Source organism: Nocardia sp. CA-084685 (genome assembly GCF_050955785.1).
Taxonomy (GTDB): Bacteria; Actinomycetota; Actinomycetes; order Mycobacteriales; family Mycobacteriaceae; genus Nocardia.
The window spans coordinates 2,546,149-2,565,352 of record NZ_CP192094.1; the positions used below are offsets into that span (position 1 = coordinate 2,546,149).

A 19,204-nucleotide genomic window follows, 5' to 3' on the forward strand; every position below is an offset into this window, starting at 1 on the left:
GTGATCGGTCGGCCGGTGAGGGTGAAGGTGCCGGGCGTCAGACGGGGTAACCGAAGCTGATCTTGCGGGTGGTGGGGTCGGCGGCGACCAGGCGCACCTGGACCTGAGCGCCTTCCGGAGGTGCGCCGATGCAGGGGCCTACGACTGGTGGGTCGGCGATGAAGACCTCGGCGGGGCGGGTGCCGTTGGCTTCGCGTACGACTACGGCTTCGAAGATCGCGCCGCTGCGTTCGGCCAGCAGGGTGGATTCGGTGAGGTCGATGCAGGCGCGTTCGACCTTGCCCGCGAGGCTGTCGCTGCGCTTCATCGATTCTGCGGTGGGGACCAGGCCATCGCGAACCCATTGCGGGACTTCGGTTCCGGCGCAACGCGCGAGGCAGATCTCGATGGCGAAACGGTCGGCGAGGCGACGCAGCGGTGCGGTGACGTGTGCGTACGGCGCGCCGATTGCGCTGTGCTGCAGGTTGTTCCCGGTTTGGGGGTTACTCGCTGGCCTGGCACTGGTTCGCCCCCCGCCCACCGAGCCCGCGCTACCGACCGCACCTCGAATGCCCGCCGAGCCCTTGCCGCCTGAGGTGCCGCCGCCGCCGACGGAACCCGCCCTGCCTGGTGCACCCACGACACCCCGCGACTCCGAATCTCCTGCAGACCGCGAATCAGCCGCCAGCTCCACACCGCTCGCCGACCAGCCACCGCCCGTCGATCGCACACCGCTTACCGGTGGAGCACCACCGGCAGACCGAGCAACCGCGCCAGCACCATTCCCGCCTGCGACAGCCCCATCGAGCACCGTATATCCCGCACCACGCAGCAGCCCTGTCGCCTCGGACATTAGTACCAACGTCGCAGGCGCATTCGGATCGAGCCCGGCCAACAACCGTCCGACAGACTGATCCGCTGGCCAGTCAACGCCCAACGCCGCAGCAGTCCGGCGCATCGAATCGATCGCCGATTCAGTGGGCGGCGGCATGGTCCGCAGCAATGCGATCCGCTCACCGACACTGGGCACACCGTCGGATCCACCGCCGTGCAACATGATTTGCGCGGCGCATATACCGGTCAGCAAGGAAATCTGCTCATTCCAGTCGTCAGCGGCGGTGCGCGGTTCCACCACCAGACGCCAGTGGCCGACGGCCTTGTCGTCACGGATGACGCTCTGAGCGGGCAGGCGCAGCCCGATCGCCCCGCGGGCGAGCCCGGCCTCGATGCGCCGCGTGCCGAATTCCGGCAGGGCCGCGATCGAGGGGTGCAGGCGGTTCGCGTCGGCGTCGGCTTGGACGCTGGCGTAGTCGAGTCGGGCCCGCGAGCGTACGGTGGCCCGGACCACCGAGAATCGTTGCGGCTCGGCGTTCTCATCGCATTCGATGGTCCAGAGCGCGGCGGGCCTGTCCTGGTCGGGCAGCAGGCTCGCGGAATTCTCCGACAGGATCGGCGGGTGCAGCGGCACGGTGCCGTCGGGGAGATAGAAGGTTTGGCCGCGCACGCCCGCTTCTCGGGCCAGCGGGCCCGCGGGATCGATTACCGCTCCGACATCGGCGATCGCGTAATGGACGGTGAAACCGGAAGAGGCGTGTTCGATATGCACCGCCTGGTCCAGATCCATGGCGCCGGGCGGGTCGATGGTGACGAATGGAATATCGGTGCGATCGGCGCGTGCGCCCGCGAACGCGTCGATCGCGTCGCGGGCCGCCGCGGTGGCCTCGGCGGGATACGCCGAGGCCAATCCGAATTCGGATCGAATGGCGCCGAAATCGACCGGTGCCGACACGATCCGCTGGTGGAGTTCCACGCTGTCGCAGTCGGTCGCTACTGCAGTGCCAGCATGGTGCCGTTCAATTCATTGAGCGGGCCGTACACGGTAAAGGTCACCCGTCCACCCGGGACACCGGCGGAAACGTCCGCCGCCGCGTCCAGCGCCTGGCCGAACGATGCGGCCGACGGATGCGGCAGACCGGCGATGGCCTGCCCGATGTGATTCTGGTGCACCCAGGTGGTGTCGGCCGAGTTGAGGTCGACCTGGACCCCACCCGCCAGCGGGGTGACCGCGACCGCCGAGGCGGACCCGGTGCCCAGCATGGCGAAAACCGATGCGGCCCCGGCGATGAGCGCACCGGCGACCAGTGAACGAACAATCCGCATAGAGTTGTGACCTGCTTCCGTGATCGAAGAATGTGATTCGTGGCGGACCGGCAACGGGTCTTACCAACGGCGCCTACTCTATGACGTCGCTCACGTTCTAGGCCAGTTCCAACCGAATCGCCATGCCGGACACGCCGAACCCGGCGGCGTCACGGCTCGGCTGCTAGGGTTCCCCGGCGTGGCGGGGTCGAGCTTTTCCCGCACATTCGCAAGTGACCCGTACGTCGACAATTGGGAGTTATCCACTGATGTCAACGATTCTTTTCGATTACCTGATGCCTCTACTCGGTCCCGAGCAGGCGGCGTATTGGGCTCAGGTTTTCATGGTCAACCCGCTCTGACCTCACCGTCAACGATGCGGTCTTCGTCGCCTTCCGTTAACCAGACGGGAGGCGACGTTTCCCAAGTGCCGCTAGCATCCCGCTGCGTGACCAGAACTACCGCCGCAATCGCGGCCTGCTTTACCGTGTCAGCCCTGCTCCTTGCCGGTTGCGGCGATAACAATGACTCTTCGGCCGCGCCGGCTTCGGCGACGACTTCGGCGGCCAAGGCCGCGGGCGGCGAGACGTTGGACAATGTCAAGGCGGGGACGTTCGTCGTCAGCTACCGCAGCGCCTTCCCCAAGCTCGCCGAGGGCAAAGACGACGCCAAGATCCGCGATATCCTGGTCGAGACCTGCAAGGACATCAAGGACGGCAAGAGCGAGGACGAGGTCGTTCCGAACGTCGTCAAGCGCACAAAGGGCGCCGCCGCGGAGGCCTCCAAGGAAGAGGCCCAGGCGATCTATCAGATGGCGAAAATGCTCTGCTGAGCCGAAAGCTCAATCCTTCAGCCACGGCAGGTAATTGGGCAGGTATTTCAATACATACCCCACGGTGATCATGACGACGATCGCGATCACGGGAATCAGTATGGACATCGGCCCGGTTTCCTTACGTTGTGCTACCGATGCGGTCGTACGGCGTACGATCGCTGCCGTACCCGTATCGGTATACGCCCGTTGTGTTACGGGCGCGTTCCATCTTGTTCTGCCGCGGGCGTGTTTCCCTGACCGAGCGCCGGTGTCGGCTCGGGCGGGGTGATCTCCGGTGTGGCTTCGGATGGGGTCGTGGCCTCAGTGGTGGTTTCCCCAGTGGGCGTGCCCCGTTCCAGGAATCGCAGCAATTCCACCGGGAACGGCAGCACCAATGTCGAATTCTTTTCCGCCGCAACCTGAACCACGGTCTCCAGCAATCGCAGCTGCAGTGACGCGGGGGATTCCGACATTTGCGCGCCCGCCAGCGCCAACTTCTTCGAGGCCTGCAATTCACCCTCGGCGGAGATCACGCGTGCCCGCCGTTCCCGTTCCGCCTCGGCCTGCCGCGACATCGAGCGCTTCAGTGAATCCGGTATCGACACATCCTTGATCTCCACCCGATCGATATGGATACCCCAGCTGAGCGCTGGGCTATCGATCATGATCTCCAGCCCCTTGTTCAACTCCTCGCGATTGGACAACAGGCTGTCCAGATCACTCTTTCCGATGATCGAACGCAAGGATGTCTGCGCCACCTGCCCCACCGCGAACAGATAGTTCTGTACTTCAACCACCGCGCACACCGGATCGATCACCCGGAAGTAGACCACCGCGTCGACGCGCACCGTCACGTTGTCGCGGGTGATGCCGTCCTGCGCGGGCACCGGCATGGTGACGATCTGTGTGGAGACCTTGCGCATCCGGTCGATGAATGGAATCAGCATGCGGAGTCCGGGATCTCGGGTTCCGACCACGCGGCCGAACCGGAACACCAGCCCTTTCTCATATTGGGCGACAATGCGTGCGCTCATCGCGGTAAGCACCCCGCCCGCGATTGCTCCCACCCCGATAATCGCCCCGATAACACCAAGAATATCCATGGCTACACCCCGTACGAAGTGCCTGACCGCACCGAATTCCGGCTCAGCGGTCCACTTCCATCATGGCACCGGATTGCAGGGCGGACGAGTTGGCCTGTAAGCCGGATCCTGTCCCCGGTTCACACCGGGTGACGGCCATCCATCTGGACACACCGTTGCCGGGTGCCTCGAGCGGTCCACCCGCAGGCTCGGGCGAGCAGCCCTCGAACACCTGCGCAGCCGCACCGCGAACGGTGCGACCTTCGACCTTGCTCCGGGCGGGGTTTACCTAGCCGCCCCGGTCACCCGGGGCGCTGGTGCGCTCTTACCGCACCGTTTCACCCTCACCGCACGATCCCGAGGGATCGTGGGCGGTCTGTTTTCTGTGGCACTTTCCCGCGGGTCGCCCCGGGTTGCCGTTAGCAACCGCCCTGCTCTGTGGAGTCCGGACTTTCCTCGGCGACGGGCGGCGGCACTCACGTACCCGTTCCCATCACCGCGGCCGCCCGGCCAACTCGTCCGCAGCGTTTAGCCTACTTCGATCAACGGGTACGTTGTTGACTGGCCTGACCTGGTGACCGGTCGGGGGGTAATAGTTCGGACCGAAACAGTACGGTGAGGTGCCATGGAACGTGTCGAGGTCAGTTTTCCCTCGGGTAGCGAGCACTGCGCTGCCTGGCTATATCCCCCCGCTGGCATCCCCAAGCCCCGCCCACTCGTTGTCATGGGGCACGGACTCGGCGCAAACCGGGAGATGGGTCTGGATAGGTACGCCCGGCGTTTCGCCGCCGCCGGGATGGGTGTGTTGGTATTCGATTACCGGCATTTCGGAGCCAGTCAAGGTGCGCCGCGTCAGCTGCTGCATATCGCTCGGCAGCGTGCGGACTGGCGCTCGGCCATCGCTTACGCGCGCACGCTGCGCGGCTTCGACGCGACCCGAATTGCACTGTGGGGTACCTCTTTCGGCGGCGGCCATGTGCTGTCGGTCGCGCCCGACGACGACTACATCGCGGCTGTGGTCGCTCAGGTACCGTTCACCAGCGGCTGGGCCTCGGCCATGGCGAAGGGGCCGACCAGCCTGACCAAGGTGGCCACCATCGCGGCCACCGATCTGCTCGTCGGTCCGATCCGGCGCAAGCCTGTTCGTGTGCGGTTGGCCGGTCGCAAGCGTTCAGCGGCGCTGATGAGCGCGCCGGATGCGCCGGAGGGTTACGGCAGGCTCGCCGATGAGAGCGAGACCTACGAACCGAAAGTCGCTGCCCGCGTGGCATTCTCGACACTGTTCGATTCCCCCGGCCGCCGGGCCAAGGCATTGAAGATGCCGGTCTTCTACGCGATCGCCGATAACGACACCATCGCACCGCCGAAGCCGACCCTACGCGCGGCCGAACGCACCAAGCACGCGATCGTCAAGCGTTATCCGGTAGGGCATTTCGATGTCTACTTCGACGATGTCTTCGAGCAGGCGGTGTACGACCAGACCGAGTTCCTGGTGTCGGTGCTGCGGCCCTAGCTGGAATGACCGTGGCCGGATGCACTTCTCGTGCTGGTGCGTTCGGCCGCCTGGTTCCATCGTCGCTCGTTCTGCCGATGCGCTGTTGGGCTCGGCCCATGGCTGGCGGGTGGGCGAGCGGCGGGGCAGGTCAACCCGATACGAACGCGGCGGCGGCGGGATATTTGGCCAGCGCTTCGCCCGCGGCGATTTCTTCGGCGTCGGCCAATAGTTCATAGATTGTGGCGTTGACGCCGGTGGCGTGGGTTTCGGCGGCGCGGGCCAGGATGGCTTCGCGGGATTCGACGGCGTCGCGGTGATCGCCGAGTACGGTTTGGAGGCGTTTCGCCTCGGTGCCGAGATCCTTTGCGGTATCGCCGAGTACGTCGATCGCGCCCTCGCAGGAGTAGCGCAGGCGCTTGGCGCCCTTGCGGATATCGTGCAGCAGTTCGACGCGCTCGGCGGGCGAGACGGCGGGTTCGGCGTAGACCAATCGCCGTAAGCGCTTGCGGTCCTTACCCAAGGTGCGCTCGAAGACTTCGGCGGCGGGCTGTTTCGATTTCTCCGCATCGAGCGGCGGGCCGGTGCGCCAGGCCGAAAGACGATGCCGCAGTGCGTGATAGCGGTGGTGGTCGAGGGCGGCGAGGACCTCCGCATGCGCGGTTCGGTACCGTTCGCGTTCCGCATCGACCAGTTCGGTGCGCACGTACTCGGTGGTACCGGGTACGTAGCTGTTGCCTGCGGTCCTTGGAACGGCCGTTTCCATTGCGAGTCGGGCGAATTCATCCTGAGGCGCATGCGCGGCCAGCAGTGCTGTGAACCGTTGCGCCCGCACCTCGGCGTCGCGCGCCGCACCGAGCAGATCGGCCAGCCACTTCAACTCGCGCTGCATCTCGGCGATCGGTGTGGCCTCGAAGAGCGCGCGGTAGGAGCGCAGCACACTGCGCAGTCTGCGCGTCGCGACCCGCATCTGGTGCACCGAATCCCAGACGTCGGCACGGACGTCCGGTTCGGCGACCAGCAGCCGGTCGACGTCGTCGCGCAGTGCCGCGACAATGGCGGTTCCGGCCGTGACCATGATCAGCTCACCTTCGCGAATCCGTCGGTCGCCTCGACGAGATGGTGGGTGATTCCGGGTTCGCCCGCGGCATGACCGGCATCATCGACGATGTGCAGTACCGAACCCGGCCAGGCGCGATGCAGTTCCCATGCGCTGGTGGCGGGGCAAACGACATCGTGGCGTCCCTGCACGATGACGGCGGGGATATGCGCGATCTTGTCGATATCGCGCAGCAGCTGTCCCTCATCGAGGAATCCGCCATTGACGAAGTAGTGATTCTCGATCCGTGCGAAGGCCAGCGCGAACCGCGGCTGGGCGCTTTCCTTTACCCGATCCGGGTGTGGCAGTAGCGAACTCGTCGCGCTCTCCCAGGTGGACCAGGCGATCGCGGCCGCTTCGGCGACCTGCTGGTCGGGGGAGTGCAGCAGCCGGTGATACACCTGCACCAGATCGCTGTCGCGCTCGTCCTGCGGCACCGGAGCCAGGAACTTCTCCCACTCGTCGGGGTAGATGTAGCCTGCGGCGCCGTTGTAGTACCAGTCGATTTCCTTGCGCCGCAATAGGAAGATCCCGCGCAGCACCAGTTCGGTGACCCGCTCCGGATGGTGTTGCGCATAGGCGAGCGCGAGCGTCGAACCCCAGGAACCACCGAATACCTGCCAGCGGTCGAGGTCCAGATGAATACGCAGCGCCTCGATATCGGCGATCAGATGTGCGGTGGTATTGGTCTCCAGACTCGCCCCGTCCGCGATATGAGGGGTGGACCGTCCGCAACCGCGCTGATCCAACAGCACGATCTTGTAGGCGGCCGGATCGAAGAACTGCCGGTGGAACGGCTCGGTGCCGCCGCCGGGGCCACCGTGCAGGAACACCACGGGCTTACCGTCGGGATTGCCGCTGACCTCCCAGTACACGGCATGGCCCGCGCCGACATCGAGCATGCCCGTTTGGTACGGCTCGATCGCGGGGTAGAGAGTTCGCATCAGAAGGCGATCCCCGAAGCCAAATCGGGCAGTCCCAACGCCTCGATCGCCTGCTGGTGCACATCGGCGCAGCTCTTGGTGGTGATCCGGTCGATCATCGCCTTATCGGCGAGCACATGTCCATTGATCCCGCCATTGCGCAGCGCCCATTCGTGCACCAGTGCATTGAGCCCGATCCGGCCCAGTGTCGGACCCTGCACCCGCCAGTTCGACAGCTCCGGGTGGATCATGTCGCACAGCTGAGTGGCCGAGGCGTCGGAGATCTCCAGGGTCGTCGTCGGTGCGCTGGTGGTCTTGCCCGCGCTGGTGGCCGTGGCCGATCCGGTGGTCGAACTCGAGCTGCCGGTGGGCGCCGGGCTCGAGTCGTTCCCGCAGGCGGTGAGCGCCACGGCTGCGAAAATACCCGCTACCACCAGCGTGCTGCGTGAAATCCAACGGGTTTGCGGCATCGGTACCTCTGCTCGTGTCGGCATTGTCGGCTTCGAGTCTGCCATTATTTGCCCCCCGTGGCCCGCGCTAGTTTGCTAGGCGCCGCCGATCAAACCTGGCGAAAGCCCGCGCGCAGCTCGTCGAGCAAGCCATGCAGGAAGCGCGCGAACCTCGGTGGTGATGCGTCGATGGTGCGCCAAGGATGCAGGGCGACCAGCGGTGCCAGCCGGTCGGCGAGCGCGATTTCGGCGTCGGTAACGGCATCGGATCGCCGCCACCGTTCCAGGTACTCGGTGCGGTGCGCACCTCGCAGTACCCGCCAGGACAGCAACGGATGGGTGACCACCGCATCACCCCAGTCGAACAGCATGTCCGAATCGATGAACACGTTACCCGGGTGCAGATCATTGTGTTCGATGCTGAGTCTGCCGAAGTCGGCGAGCGCCGCTGCGGCGTCGGTGATCGCCGCGCCGAGGCCGGGAACGCGGGGCTCGAAATGCTGATACACCGTGATCAGTTGGGACGGCGGCAGATACGGCGTACCGGTGGCGCGCAGTTCATCGATGTGATCGCCCATCGCCAGCTGGAGCTCGGCGTAGCGGTGGACCAATTCGGTCCACGCCGCCGCGGAATCCCGTGCGGTGGTACCGCCGTCGGGATTGAGTATCCAGCCGCGCTCCGGCTGCACCGCAAGCGGTTCGAGCACACTACCGGGCCGCAACCGGGCCAAGGCCTGCAGCAGTGGACCCTCGTGCGCACCGGCGCGAGCGTTGGCCTTCAACCACATCGGACCCGCATCGGTCGGGATGCGCACGATCAACGACCACGATCGCCGTCGCATTTCCTCAGGCGCACCAACGATTTTCACGCCGCGATCGGCGAGAACTCCGGTGGCCCAGTCGAGCATCGGCCGCACGGGTTGGCCGAGCAGCGCCGCTGGCGCGTGCACTGCTCGACCGTTCATCGTCGACTCAGAAGCTGTGCTCGGAGGCGGGGAACGTCCCGCGCCGCACCTCGTCGGCGTAAGCGACTGCGGCCGAACGCAATTCATCACCGACGCGGCCGAATCGCTTGACGAACTTGGCGGTCTTGCCGCTGGTGTAGCCTGCCATGTCCTGCCAGACCAGCACCTGAGCATCGCATTCCGCGCCGGCGCCGATACCGACGGTCGGAATGGTCAGCTTTCGGGTCACCTGACCGGCCAGTTCGGCGGGCACCATCTCCATCACCACGGAGAATGCACCGGCCTCCTGGACCGCGATGGCATCGGCGATGAGTTGCTCGGCACCGTCGCCACGGCCCTGCACCCGGAAACCACCGAGGGTATTGACACTCTGCGGGGTGAAGCCGATATGCGCCATCACCGGAATACCGGCCGAGGTGATCAGCGCGATCTGCTCGGCGACGCGCTCACCGCCCTCCAGCTTGACCGCATGCGCACCGCCCTCCTTCATGAACCGGGTCGCGGTGGCCAGCGCCTGCTGCGGCGAGGACTCGTAGGTGCCGAACGGTAGATCGGCCACCACCAGTGCGTGCGGTGCACCACGGACCACACCGCGCACCAGCGGAACGAGTTCGTCGACGGTGATAGGCACGGTGGTGTCGTAGCCGTAGACGACGTTGGCGGCGGAATCACCCACCAGGAGGACCGGAATTCCGGCTTCTTCGAAAATGCGAGCGGAGGAATAGTCGTAGGCGGTCAACATCGACCACTTCTCGCCATCGGCCTTCATCTGCTGCAGATGAGGTACCCGCGTCTTGCGCTTTGTCGGCTTGGCAACCGCCGGGGCAGTGCCGTAGGCAGGGGTTTCCGATTCGGATACGGACATCATCGTCCCTTTCGTGATTGTCGCCTCGAGGCCCGTCCGGGTCCCCGGGTTTGTGTGACGAATCCAGTGTGCACCCCGTGTCTCGCCTGTTTAAGGCGATAAGCGGTGCAATTGGTCACAGCCTCCCCACCCGAGAGGCCGGTGATCGAGGTTGCCGGCGCCCATGCCCGGCCGGAGATTGGGACAGGTGCGGCGGGCATGCCAGGATCTTTCCCATGTCTGTGGTGCGGAATGGGTCGCGTTGGGTGCTGGTCGCGGTGGCGTCAGCGGTGGTGGCGGCCGGATGTACCGCAGCCGAGGACGAACCGGGCACCGCGTTACCCACCTCGCCTGCGGGCCTCGAGAAGTTCTACAGCCAGACCGCGAATTGGGGTTCCTGCGACGGCTTCGGCTCCCCGGACGACCGCCTCGCGCCGAGTACCGAATGCGCCCGGATCACCGTGCCCGTGGACTACAGCAAGCCCGACGGCGCGACCGCGCAGATCGCGCTGGCCCGAATTCCGGCCAGTGGTAAGCGGATCGGCTCATTGCTGCTCAATCCGGGCGGTCCGGGCGTATCGGGTTTGTCGATGGTGGGCATCGCGGGCAAGACGCCGCTGGCCGAGCGTTTCGACCGGGTCGGATTCGATCCGCGCGGTGTCGGCTCCTCGATCCCGACCGTCGCCTGCCTGACCCCGCAGCAGAACGACGCCGAACGTGCCGAACCGCCGACCGACAACACCCCCGACGGCATTGCCAAGGCCGAGGATGAGAACCGTGAGTTCGTCGGCCACTGCGTCGAGCGCACCGGCACCGAATTCCTGGCCCATGTCGGCACCCGCGAGGTGGTACAGGACATGGACGTGATTCGCGCCGTACTCGGCGATCCGAAACTCAGCTACCTCGGCTACTCCTACGGCACCAAGCTCGGCTCGGCCTACGCGGAGAAGTACCCGAACAATGTGCGCGCTCTGGTGCTCGACGGCGCGGTGGACTCATCCCAGGATCCGATCCAGGAATCGCTGCAGCAGGCCGCGGGCTTCCAGCAGGCCTTCGAGGCCTACGCCGCGGATTGTGCCAAGCAGGCGGACTGCCCGCTCGGCACCGATCCGGCCCAAGCCGTCGCGAAGTTCCGCGCGCTGGTGAATCCGCTCGAGACCAGACCGGCCGCGACCACCGATACGCGCGGACTCAGCTACGGCGATGCCATCACCGGCGTGCAGCAGGCGCTCTACTCCGACGATTTCTGGAAGGTGCTCACCCTCGGCCTGACCGAATTGCGCGACGGACGTGGCGACACGCTGTTGAAGCTCGCGGATCTGTACGACGGTCGCAGCGACGACGGCAGCTACGACAACACCCAGGAGGCCTTCAACGCCATCCGCTGCGTCGACGATCCGCCGATCAACGATCGTGCGGTGACGGGCCGCCAGGACACCGAATACCGCAAGGCGGCGCCGTTCCTGGACGACGGCCGCGGCACCGGTACCGCACCGCTGGAACTGTGCGCCGTCTGGCCCGTGCCGAACACGAGCACACCGCACAAGATCTCGGCACCGGGTCTGCCGAAGACGGTGGTGGTGTCGACCACCGAGGATCCCGCGACGCCGTATCAGGCCGGTGTCGATCTGGCCAACCAGCTCGGCGCCGCACTGATCACCTACCGGGGCACCCGACACACCGCGGCACTGGTCGCCGGTGATCAGTGCCTCGACGGCGCGGTGATCTCCTACCTCACCGATCTGAAGATCCCGGAGTCCGCTCTGACCTGCTGAGCGCCCTCACGAATGCATCCGGCTGGCGCTTGCGCTGGGCGCATTTTGCCTGCGGTTCGCTCGCTCACAAGGCGATCTTGCACCCCGTGCGATTCATTCCGAATGATGGGATTGCAATCCCTAAGCGTGTATGTAACACGGATTTAACGCCAGGTGCTTACGCTCGGCGACATGGATCGCCAGAAGGAATTCGTGCTGCGGACGCTCGAAGAACGGGATATCCGCTTCGTGCGTCTCTGGTTCACCGATGTGTTGGGCTATCTGAAGTCCGTTGCCATCGCTCCGGCGGAGCTAGAGGGCGCCTTCGAAGAGGGCATCGGCTTCGATGGTTCGGCCATCGAGGGCTTCGCCCGGGTGTCGGAGGCCGATATGGTGGCGCGGCCGGATCCCTCGACCTTCCAGGTGCTGCCATGGTCGACCAGCAAGGGTCACCAGCACTCCGCGCGCATGTTCTGCGATATCACCATGCCCGACGGTTCGCCCTCCTGGGCCGACCCGCGCCATGTGCTGCGGCGTCAGCTCAACAAGGCGGGTGACGTCGGGTTCAGCTGCTATGTGCACCCAGAGATCGAATTCTTCCTGCTGGAGAACGGCCCGCAGGACGGCTCCATGCCGACCCCGGCCGATTCCGGCGGCTTCTTCGATCAGGCCGTGCACGATTCGGCCCCCAACTTCCGTCGCCACGCCATCGACGCGCTCGAGTCGATGGGCATCTCGGTCGAGTTCAGCCACCACGAAGGCGCCCCGGGCCAGCAGGAGATCGACCTGCGCTACGCCGACGCACTGTCCATGGCCGACAACGTGATGACCTTCCGCTACCTGATCAAGGAAGTGGCCATCGATGAGGGCGTGCGCGCGACCTTCATGCCCAAGCCGTTCGCCCAGTACCCCGGCTCGGCCATGCACACGCACATGAGCCTGTTCGAGGGCGAGGCGAACGCTTTCCACGATGCCGACGATCCGCAAAACCTATCGGTTACCGCACGGGCGTTCATCGCGGGCATCCTCGAGCACGCACCGGAGATCAGTGCGATCACCAACCAGTGGGTGAACTCCTACAAGCGGCTCATCCACGGCGGCGAAGCGCCGACGGCAGCCTCATGGGGCCGGTCGAACCGATCCGCGTTGGTGCGGGTGCCGATGTACACGCCGAACAAGTCTTCCTCGCGCCGCGTCGAGATCCGCAGCCCAGATTCGGCCTGCAACCCCTACCTGACCTTCGCCGTGCTGCTCGCGGCCGGTCTGCGCGGCATCGAGAAGGGCTACACGCTGCCGCCGGAGGCCGAGGACGACGTGTGGTCGCTGACGGTCGCCGAGCGGCGCGCCATGGGCTTCCGCGAGTTGCCCGGCACCCTCGATGAGGCGCTGCAGGCGATGGAGCGCTCGGAGCTGGTCGCCGAGACGCTCGGTGAGCACGTTTTCGACTTCTTCCTGCGCAATAAGCGCCGGGAATGGGCGGACTACCGCAGCCAGGTCACCCCATACGAGCTGAAGGAGTACCTCGGCCTGTAGTCGGCTAAACCGATCGCGGTCGGCTACGTTTACGACTCTTTCCACCCGGCCGGGTGGAAAGAGATGCTCGGGCATCTAAGTTGGACATATGGTCCGGCCGCCGTCTGCTCGTTCAGCTGTCCCTGGTGTCGGTCGGCTCGGCTTACTCGAGCCGACCGCCGCCGCCTCGTTACGAGAGTTGGCTTGGGACAATATCGACAGCATTCCGGTGCTGTGGGCGCTGTCGCGCGCACCCGACGCTGATCTCGCACTGCTGACTCTGACGCGCTTGCGGGCCGCGCTCGGCGGCGACTGGCCCGAACTCGATTCGACGCTGCGGATCGATACCGCTTTGCGCGGTAGGCTTTTCGCACTCATCGGATCGTCGAGTGCGTTCGCCGATCACCTGGTCGCCGATCCGGCCGCATGGCGAATTCTGCTGCGGGACAAGCTACCCGCGCGCGAGGAGCTGATCGCCGACCTGTTGGCGGCGGTGCGGGCCGTACCGGCCGAGTGTGCGCACGCGGATGCGGTGCTGTACCGGGCCGAGGCATCCGGTCCCGAGGCGATCGCGCTGCTGCGCAAGCGATATCGCGATCAACTCATGCTCTTGGCCGCGCTGGATCTGGCGGCCACCGTCGAGAACGAGCCCGTGCTGCCGTACCAGGTGGTCGGTCGCCACCTCACCGATCTCGCCGATGCCGCGTTGACCGCTGCGCTCGCGGTGGCGGTGGCCCGAGTCTGCAAGGACGCGCCGGTGCCGGTGCGGCTGGCCGTGGTGGCCATGGGCAAGAGCGGTGCTTGCGAACTCAACTACGTCAGCGATGTCGATGTCGTCTTCGTGGCCGAACCGGCCGATGCCACTGCCACCCGGTTGGCCGCGGAGATGATGAGCGTGGGCAGCGCGGCCTTCTTCGAGGTGGATGCGGCACTGCGGCCCGAGGGCAAGGCGGGTGCGCTGGTGCGCACCTTGGACTCGCATATCGCCTACTACAAGCGCTGGGCCAGGACCTGGGAGTTCCAGGCGCTGCTCAAGGCGCGGCCGATGACCGGTGATCTGGCGCTGGGGGAGCAGTACCGCGACGCGCTGATGCCGATGGTGTGGACCGCCTCCGAGCGCCCCGACTTCGTGGCCGATGTACAGGCGATGCGGCGCCGGGTGGAGGACATGGTGCCCGCCGATCTGCGCGAGCGTGAACTCAAACTCGGCCACGGCAGCCTGCGCGATGTCGAATTCGCCGTGCAGCTATTGCAGTTGGTGCACGGCCGGGTGGACGAGGCGCTGCATGTGCAGGGCACAGTCGAGGCGCTGACGGCATTGGCCGCAGGCGGGTATGTCGGCCGCGACGATGCCGCGAACCTCACTGCCTCTTACGAATTCCTGCGCCTGCTCGAACACCGGCTGCAGTTGCAGCGGCTCAAGCGCACGCACACCTTGCCCGCCGCCGATGACGAAGAGGGTATGCGCTGGCTGGCGCGCGCGGCCCATATCCGTCCGGACGGACGCCAGGACGCGGTCGGCGTGCTGAGCACCGAGATTCGCCGAAATGCGGTGCGGGTGCGGCGCTTACACGCCAAACTCTTCTATCGGCCATTGCTCGAATCGGTGGTCAAGATGGATCCCGACGCGCTGCGGCTCAGTCCGGACGCGGCGATCCGCCAGCTGGCCGCGCTCGGCTATGCGGCGCCGGAGAACGCACTGGGACACCTCAAAGCGCTCACCGGCGGCGTATCGCGCAAGGGCCGGATTCAGGCACTGCTGTTGCCGACGTTGCTCGAATGGCTTGGCGACACCCCGAATCCCGATGCCGGACTGCTCGCCTACCGGCGGGTCTCGGAGGGCTTGGACGATCAGATCTGGTTCCTGCGCGAATTGCGCGACGAGGGCGCGATCGCGCAACGCTTGATGATCGTGCTCGGCTCCTCGGAGTATCTGCCTGATCTGCTGATCAACGCACCGGACACGATTCGGATGTATGCCGACGGCCCCGGCGGACCGCTATTGCTCAGTCCGCAGCCGGAAGACGTTGCGCGCGGGATCCTTACCGCAGCGGCGCGCTACGACGATCCGAAACGTGCTGTGGCCGCTGCCCGTTCGCTGCGCCGCCATGAATTGGCGCGGGTGGCCTCGGCCGATCTGCTCGGCATGCTGGACGTGCCGCAAGTCTGCCGGGCACTGTCCTCGGTGTGGGTTGCGGTGCTGGAAGCCGCACTGCGCGCGGTGATTCGGGCCAGTGAAGCTGAACTCGGGACACCGGCGCCGGCCGATTTCGCGGTGATCGGTATGGGGCGACTCGGCGGTTTGGAACTCGGCTACGGCTCCGATGCCGATGTGCTGTTCGTCTGCGATCCGCGTCCCGGCGAGGACGAGACCAAGGCCGTGAAATGGGCGATCGGCATCGCGGAGAAGGTGCAGCGGATGCTCGGCGCGCCGAGTACGGATCCGCCGCTGCAGGTCGATGCGGGCCTGCGCCCGGAGGGGCGCAATGGTGCCCTGGTGCGCACGCTGGCCGCCTATGCCGCCTACTACGAGCAGTGGGCACAGCCGTGGGAGGTGCAGGCCCTGCTGCGCGCGCATCAGGTCGCCGGGGACCAGGACCTCGGTGTCCGGTTCCTGCGCACCATCGATAAGGTGCGCTATCCGGAGGGTGGGGTCTCGGCGGAGGCGGTGCGCGAGATCCGCCGGATCAAGGCCAGGATCGATGCCGAACGTCTGCCGCGCGGTGCGAATCCGGCGACTCACACCAAACTCGGGCGCGGTGGCCTCGCCGATATCGAATGGACCGTACAGCTGATGCAGCTGCGCTACGCCGACGATGTGCGCGCACTGCACAACACCTCGACGCTGGAATGCCTCGATGTCATCGAGCAGACCAAATTACTTGCCGTCGAAGATGTTTCGCTGCTACGCGAAGCCTGGATCACGGCGACCAGGGCGCGCAACGCACTGGTGCTCGTGCGCGGCAAGCCAGCCGATCAACTACCCGGCCCGGGCCGTCTACTATCGGCCGTCGCGCGGGTCGCGGGATGGCCGAACGATGATGGCAGCGAGTTCCTGGACAATTACATGCGCATCACTCGGCGGGCGAAAGCGGTAGTCGAGCGCGTCTTCGGCGGTTGAGCCGGGGCGGGTGGTCGAATGGTGGCCGTTATTCGGACCGCCGAGGACTACCGTCGGCGAGGGTGCGGTCAGGGCAAGGTGATGCCCGCCCGGTCGGCGCGCTTGCGGCCCCATTCGTAGAGGGCTGTCAATACCGGGACCAGGCTCCAGCCTTCCTCGGTCAGGTCGTATTCGACCTGGGGCGGAACGGTATCGAAGGTGGTGCGGCGGATGAGGCCGTCGGACTCCAGGTCGCGCAGCTGCTGGACGAGCATTTTTTCGCTGGTGCTCGGCATCAGGCGACGCAATTCGCCGTAGCGGCGCACGCCCTCCTTGAGATGGGCCAGGATGACCGGCTTCCATTTGCCGTCGATCAGATCGACGGTCACCTCCACCGCGCAGTAGTAGCGCTTCTCCGGCATTGCTCGCCTCCGGTACTCACCAAAAAGTGCGTTCTTGTAACACTGTAATCATCGGACTTACATGGAACTCGTACGCGGCGCGGCCGCACCACATTCTGCAGACATGGAGTTCGATTTCCCATGAAAGTCATCGTTTTCGACAGCTTCAAGCCCGGCGTGACGATGGAGACCATCACCCCTTATCTCCCCGAAGAGGTCGCCAATGTGTGGCGGCTGTGGAAAGCGGGCATCGTGCGCGAGAACTACGCGCGCGCCGACGAGCCGGGCGTGGTGATCGTATTCGAGGTCGACAGCGTCGAGGAGGCCAAGCGATATGTCGACGATTTCCCGCTGACCAAGGCCGGTCACCTCGAGTGGACCTACGTCCCCGTGCAGGCGCCGCTGCCGCTGGAAGCGCTGATGGATCCCTCCGTCGATGTCGCCGAGCCCTACGACCGGACGAAGGTGGGGTCTGTCTGATGCAATACGCCTACGGTCTGAGCATTCCGCGGACCCTCGCGGATGCCTGCGATCCGACCAGGATGGCGCTTGTGATCTACGACATGCAGGTCGGCATCGTGCGGCAGCTGCCCGACGGCGACAAGGTCGTCGAGGCCTGTGTGCGGCTGCGGGATGCGGCGCGGGAGAACGGTTTTCGCGTCTTCTACACCAGGCACATGTCACTGCCGCCCGCGGCGGCCGGTGTTTCACAACTGCGCACGGCCATGGAATGGCAACGGGTCGACAACCCGAACGAGGTGAATTCCAGCTTCCCACAGGGTTCGCCCCAATATCAGCTCGTCCCCGAGCTGACGCCCGGTCCGGACGAGGTGGTCATCGATAAGATCACCATGTCCGCCTTCGCGGCCACACCGCTCGATTTCGCGTTGCGCGACTTGGGCATCGACACTTACGCCATCGCGGGCATCGCCATGGAGGTCGGTATCGAACCCACCGTCCGGCACAGCCTTGACCTGGGCTATCTCCCGATTGTGGTGACCGATGCCTGTGGCGCGGGGCACCCGGCCGCAGCCGAACGTTCCTTGGCCACACTGGGTTTCGCCGGTGGTTCGCTTACCACGGATGCCGACGTGCTCGTCGAGCGGATGCACCGCCACTGAGCTGAAGCCGCGCCGGCGCGACCGCGGTCAGCACCTGGAAGCGGCGCACGAATTCCCGCAGCGCAATGCGGTCCTCATCGTCGGGCGGGCGGTACCCTCGCTCGACGGTGACCCATACCGTGCTCCCCGCGCGCACCCGCAGCTCGTCCCAACACCACGGCAGCACCGGTGTCAGCACGGTGTTCCCATTGCATGTCACGGTGATCCGGGAGGTGAAGCGGCCCGCCGTGTCGGCAAGATCATCGGCCGCGTCGGCAGTAAGCGCACCCGTCGCCGTGAATTCCTCGACATACACCGCGACCACCTCGACTTCCTTCCCCGACAGTCTACGGGGGACCTCGGATGGTTTGCGCCTACACGGAATGCACACAATCGCGGCGCAAGTCCTCCGTTGTTGCCCATTAGGGTCGGGGAATGCGGAAATGGGTGGACCGGGTGGTGCTGGGGGGCGGGTGGTGTGCGTCTGTCGCGGGACTACTCGGGATTGTGCTGCATTTCGGGGCTTGGCGGCGGCAGGTACTGGTGCTGGCGGCGTCGGGGGCGTCGTATCTGATGCTGGGCGCAGTGGTGGGGTTGGTGCTTTTCCTGATCGCGCGGGGATGGCGCAGTGCGGTGGTCGCGGCAGTGCTCGTCGCGGCGGTGTCGTGGATGCAGCTGCCGATGTTCGTGCCCGAGGGGCGGGCGGCGAGTGGGCCGGAGATTTCGGTTATGCAGTCGAATCTGTTGCTCGGGGAGGCGGATGCGGCGGCCGTGGTTCGGGCGGTGCGGGAGTATCAGGTGGAGGTGCTCACCGTCGATGAGCTGACACCGGAGGTGGCGCAGCGGCTCGCGGCGGCTGGAATCGAGGACTCGCTGCCGTATCAGTTCCTTCAGGCCGGTCGGGCTGCCGGCGGTACCGGGATCTACAGCCGATATCCGTTGCGGGACACCAAGAAATACGATGGCTTCTGGATGAACAATCTGTCCGCCACCATGGAGCATCCACAGCGGGGACCGGTCGCGGTGTTCGCATTTCATCCGGTGCCGCCTTCGGTCGACTTCCCGGTGTGGAGTTCGGAGCTGGGCACGATTCGCGAAATACTGGACGCGCAAGATGGTCCCGCGATCGTCGGGGCGGATTTCAATGCCACCCGTGATCATTCGGCGTTCCGTGATCTGCTGCGCGGACGGTTCGTCGCGGCGGCGGACCAGGCGGGCGCCGGGCCGCTGCTCACCTACCCCGCCGACCGTCGGTGGGGTCCGGTGATCGGCATCGACCACATTCTGGTCGCCGACGGCACGGCCGCCGATATGCGATCGCTGACCATCCCGGGCTCGGATCACCGAGCAGTGCTCGCGCGAGTGCAGTTGAGCGCCTGAGGTATTGAACACAACAGCACTTACCGCGTAGCTGTGCGCGCGGGGCAGATTGCCTGTGGGTGTGAGGTGCGGCCATTGTCAGCCGGACCCGCGGCAACCATGCCCGTCCCGCTCAGACGTATACGCGCGCGGGGCCCTCTGCGATTACCATGTGATCGCTTGATGGGGTGG

The 19,204-nt window shown here is 65.8% G+C and carries 18 protein-coding genes and 1 other RNA gene; 8 read left to right on the forward strand and 11 right to left on the reverse strand.

Features of this window, described 5'->3' with window-relative positions; translation table 11 throughout:
- Positions 1-37: 37 nt before the first annotated feature.
- The gene (locus ACQP2U_RS11465; protein WP_433714653.1) at positions 38-1,768 is read right to left on the reverse strand and encodes an RNB domain-containing ribonuclease; all 1,731 of its coding nucleotides are present in this window, start codon (positions 1,766-1,768) and stop codon (positions 38-40) included.
- A gap of 38 nt (positions 1,769-1,806) precedes the next feature.
- Entirely contained in the window at positions 1,807-2,139 is a 333-nt protein-coding gene (locus ACQP2U_RS11470) for a hypothetical protein (protein WP_433714654.1), read from the reverse strand.
- A 427-nt stretch (positions 2,140-2,566) separates the two neighbouring features.
- Here ACQP2U_RS11470 and ACQP2U_RS11475 point away from each other — a divergent pair, with 427 nt between their 5' ends.
- Complete coding sequence (locus tag ACQP2U_RS11475; protein ID WP_433714655.1) at positions 2,567-2,950, forward strand: hypothetical protein; 384 nt, start codon at positions 2,567-2,569, stop codon at positions 2,948-2,950.
- 194 nt (positions 2,951-3,144) lie between these two features.
- Here ACQP2U_RS11475 and ACQP2U_RS11480 read toward each other — a convergent pair whose 3' ends face one another.
- A complete protein-coding gene (locus tag ACQP2U_RS11480; protein WP_433714656.1) occupies positions 3,145-4,035 on the reverse strand; it encodes a slipin family protein in 891 nt (296 codons plus the stop codon).
- Positions 4,036-4,116: 81 nt separating this feature from the next.
- Positions 4,117-4,532, reverse strand: an RNA gene (gene rnpB, locus ACQP2U_RS11485) — RNase P RNA component class A.
- Positions 4,533-4,639: 107 nt separating this feature from the next.
- Here rnpB and ACQP2U_RS11490 point away from each other — a divergent pair.
- Positions 4,640-5,527 carry an alpha/beta hydrolase gene (locus tag ACQP2U_RS11490; RefSeq protein ID WP_433714657.1) on the forward strand — a complete coding sequence of 296 codons (888 nt, stop codon included), beginning with the start codon at positions 4,640-4,642 and terminating at the stop codon, positions 5,525-5,527.
- A gap of 130 nt (positions 5,528-5,657) precedes the next feature.
- Here the strand turns inward: ACQP2U_RS11490 and ACQP2U_RS11495 are convergent, their stop codons facing one another.
- From ACQP2U_RS11495 to panB, 5 genes are all read right to left on the reverse strand, one after another.
- Positions 5,658-6,584, reverse strand: a complete 927-nt coding sequence (locus tag ACQP2U_RS11495) for a CHAD domain-containing protein (protein ID WP_433714658.1) — start codon at positions 6,582-6,584, stop codon at positions 5,658-5,660.
- A 2-nt stretch (positions 6,585-6,586) separates the two neighbouring features.
- Positions 6,587-7,549 carry a prolyl aminopeptidase gene (gene pip / locus ACQP2U_RS11500; protein ID WP_433714659.1) on the reverse strand — a complete coding sequence of 321 codons (963 nt, stop codon included), beginning with the start codon at positions 7,547-7,549 and terminating at the stop codon, positions 6,587-6,589.
- Complete coding sequence (locus tag ACQP2U_RS11505) at positions 7,549-7,998, reverse strand: hypothetical protein (RefSeq protein WP_433714660.1); 450 nt, start codon at positions 7,996-7,998, stop codon at positions 7,549-7,551. Before ACQP2U_RS11505 ends, pip begins: the two co-directional genes overlap by 1 nt.
- Before the next feature lie 89 nt (positions 7,999-8,087).
- Complete coding sequence (locus ACQP2U_RS11510; RefSeq protein ID WP_433714661.1) at positions 8,088-8,942, reverse strand: phosphotransferase; 855 nt, start codon at positions 8,940-8,942, stop codon at positions 8,088-8,090.
- Between the two features lie 7 nt (positions 8,943-8,949).
- Positions 8,950-9,807: a 3-methyl-2-oxobutanoate hydroxymethyltransferase gene (gene panB, locus ACQP2U_RS11515; RefSeq protein ID WP_433716427.1), complete on the reverse strand. Its 858-nt coding sequence runs from the start codon at positions 9,805-9,807 to the stop codon at positions 8,950-8,952.
- Positions 9,808-10,022: 215 nt separating this feature from the next.
- On the opposite strand from panB, the gene ACQP2U_RS11520 reads away from it, so the two are divergent.
- The 3 genes from ACQP2U_RS11520 to ACQP2U_RS11530 all read left to right on the forward strand — a co-directional run bounded on the left by ACQP2U_RS11520 (position 10,023) and on the right by ACQP2U_RS11530 (position 16,173).
- Positions 10,023-11,561, forward strand: coding sequence for an alpha/beta hydrolase (locus ACQP2U_RS11520; protein ID WP_433714662.1), 1,539 nt, complete (start codon positions 10,023-10,025; stop codon positions 11,559-11,561).
- Between the two features lie 171 nt (positions 11,562-11,732).
- Positions 11,733-13,073 (forward strand): type I glutamate--ammonia ligase, encoded by a 1,341-nt coding sequence (gene glnA, locus ACQP2U_RS11525; protein WP_397037887.1) that lies wholly within the window; start codon positions 11,733-11,735, stop codon positions 13,071-13,073.
- Between the two features lie 88 nt (positions 13,074-13,161).
- Complete coding sequence (locus ACQP2U_RS11530) at positions 13,162-16,173, forward strand: bifunctional [glutamine synthetase] adenylyltransferase/[glutamine synthetase]-adenylyl-L-tyrosine phosphorylase (protein ID WP_433714663.1); 3,012 nt, start codon at positions 13,162-13,164, stop codon at positions 16,171-16,173.
- A gap of 68 nt (positions 16,174-16,241) precedes the next feature.
- Here ACQP2U_RS11530 and ACQP2U_RS11535 read toward each other — a convergent pair whose 3' ends face one another.
- On the reverse strand, positions 16,242-16,574 hold the full coding sequence (locus tag ACQP2U_RS11535; protein ID WP_397037883.1) for a winged helix-turn-helix transcriptional regulator: 333 nt from the start codon (positions 16,572-16,574) through the stop codon (positions 16,242-16,244).
- A gap of 120 nt (positions 16,575-16,694) precedes the next feature.
- Between ACQP2U_RS11535 and ACQP2U_RS11540 the strand changes: the two genes are divergently transcribed.
- Together ACQP2U_RS11540 and ACQP2U_RS11545 are read left to right on the forward strand one after the other, a co-directional pair.
- Positions 16,695-17,033, forward strand: coding sequence for a hypothetical protein (locus tag ACQP2U_RS11540; RefSeq protein WP_397037882.1), 339 nt, complete (start codon positions 16,695-16,697; stop codon positions 17,031-17,033).
- The gene (locus ACQP2U_RS11545) at positions 17,033-17,674 is read left to right on the forward strand and encodes a cysteine hydrolase family protein (protein WP_433714664.1); all 642 of its coding nucleotides are present in this window, start codon (positions 17,033-17,035) and stop codon (positions 17,672-17,674) included. Before ACQP2U_RS11540 ends, ACQP2U_RS11545 begins: the two co-directional genes overlap by 1 nt.
- Here ACQP2U_RS11545 and ACQP2U_RS11550 read toward each other — a convergent pair.
- Entirely contained in the window at positions 17,628-17,978 is a 351-nt protein-coding gene (locus ACQP2U_RS11550; RefSeq protein WP_433714665.1) for a hypothetical protein, read from the reverse strand. The two genes, ACQP2U_RS11545 and ACQP2U_RS11550, sit on opposite strands and share 47 nt — an antisense overlap.
- 110 nt (positions 17,979-18,088) lie before the next feature.
- On the opposite strand from ACQP2U_RS11550, the gene ACQP2U_RS11555 reads away from it, so the two are divergent.
- The gene (locus tag ACQP2U_RS11555) at positions 18,089-19,033 is read left to right on the forward strand and encodes an endonuclease/exonuclease/phosphatase family protein (RefSeq protein WP_433714666.1); all 945 of its coding nucleotides are present in this window, start codon (positions 18,089-18,091) and stop codon (positions 19,031-19,033) included.
- The last annotated feature ends 171 nt before the right edge of the window (positions 19,034-19,204 follow it).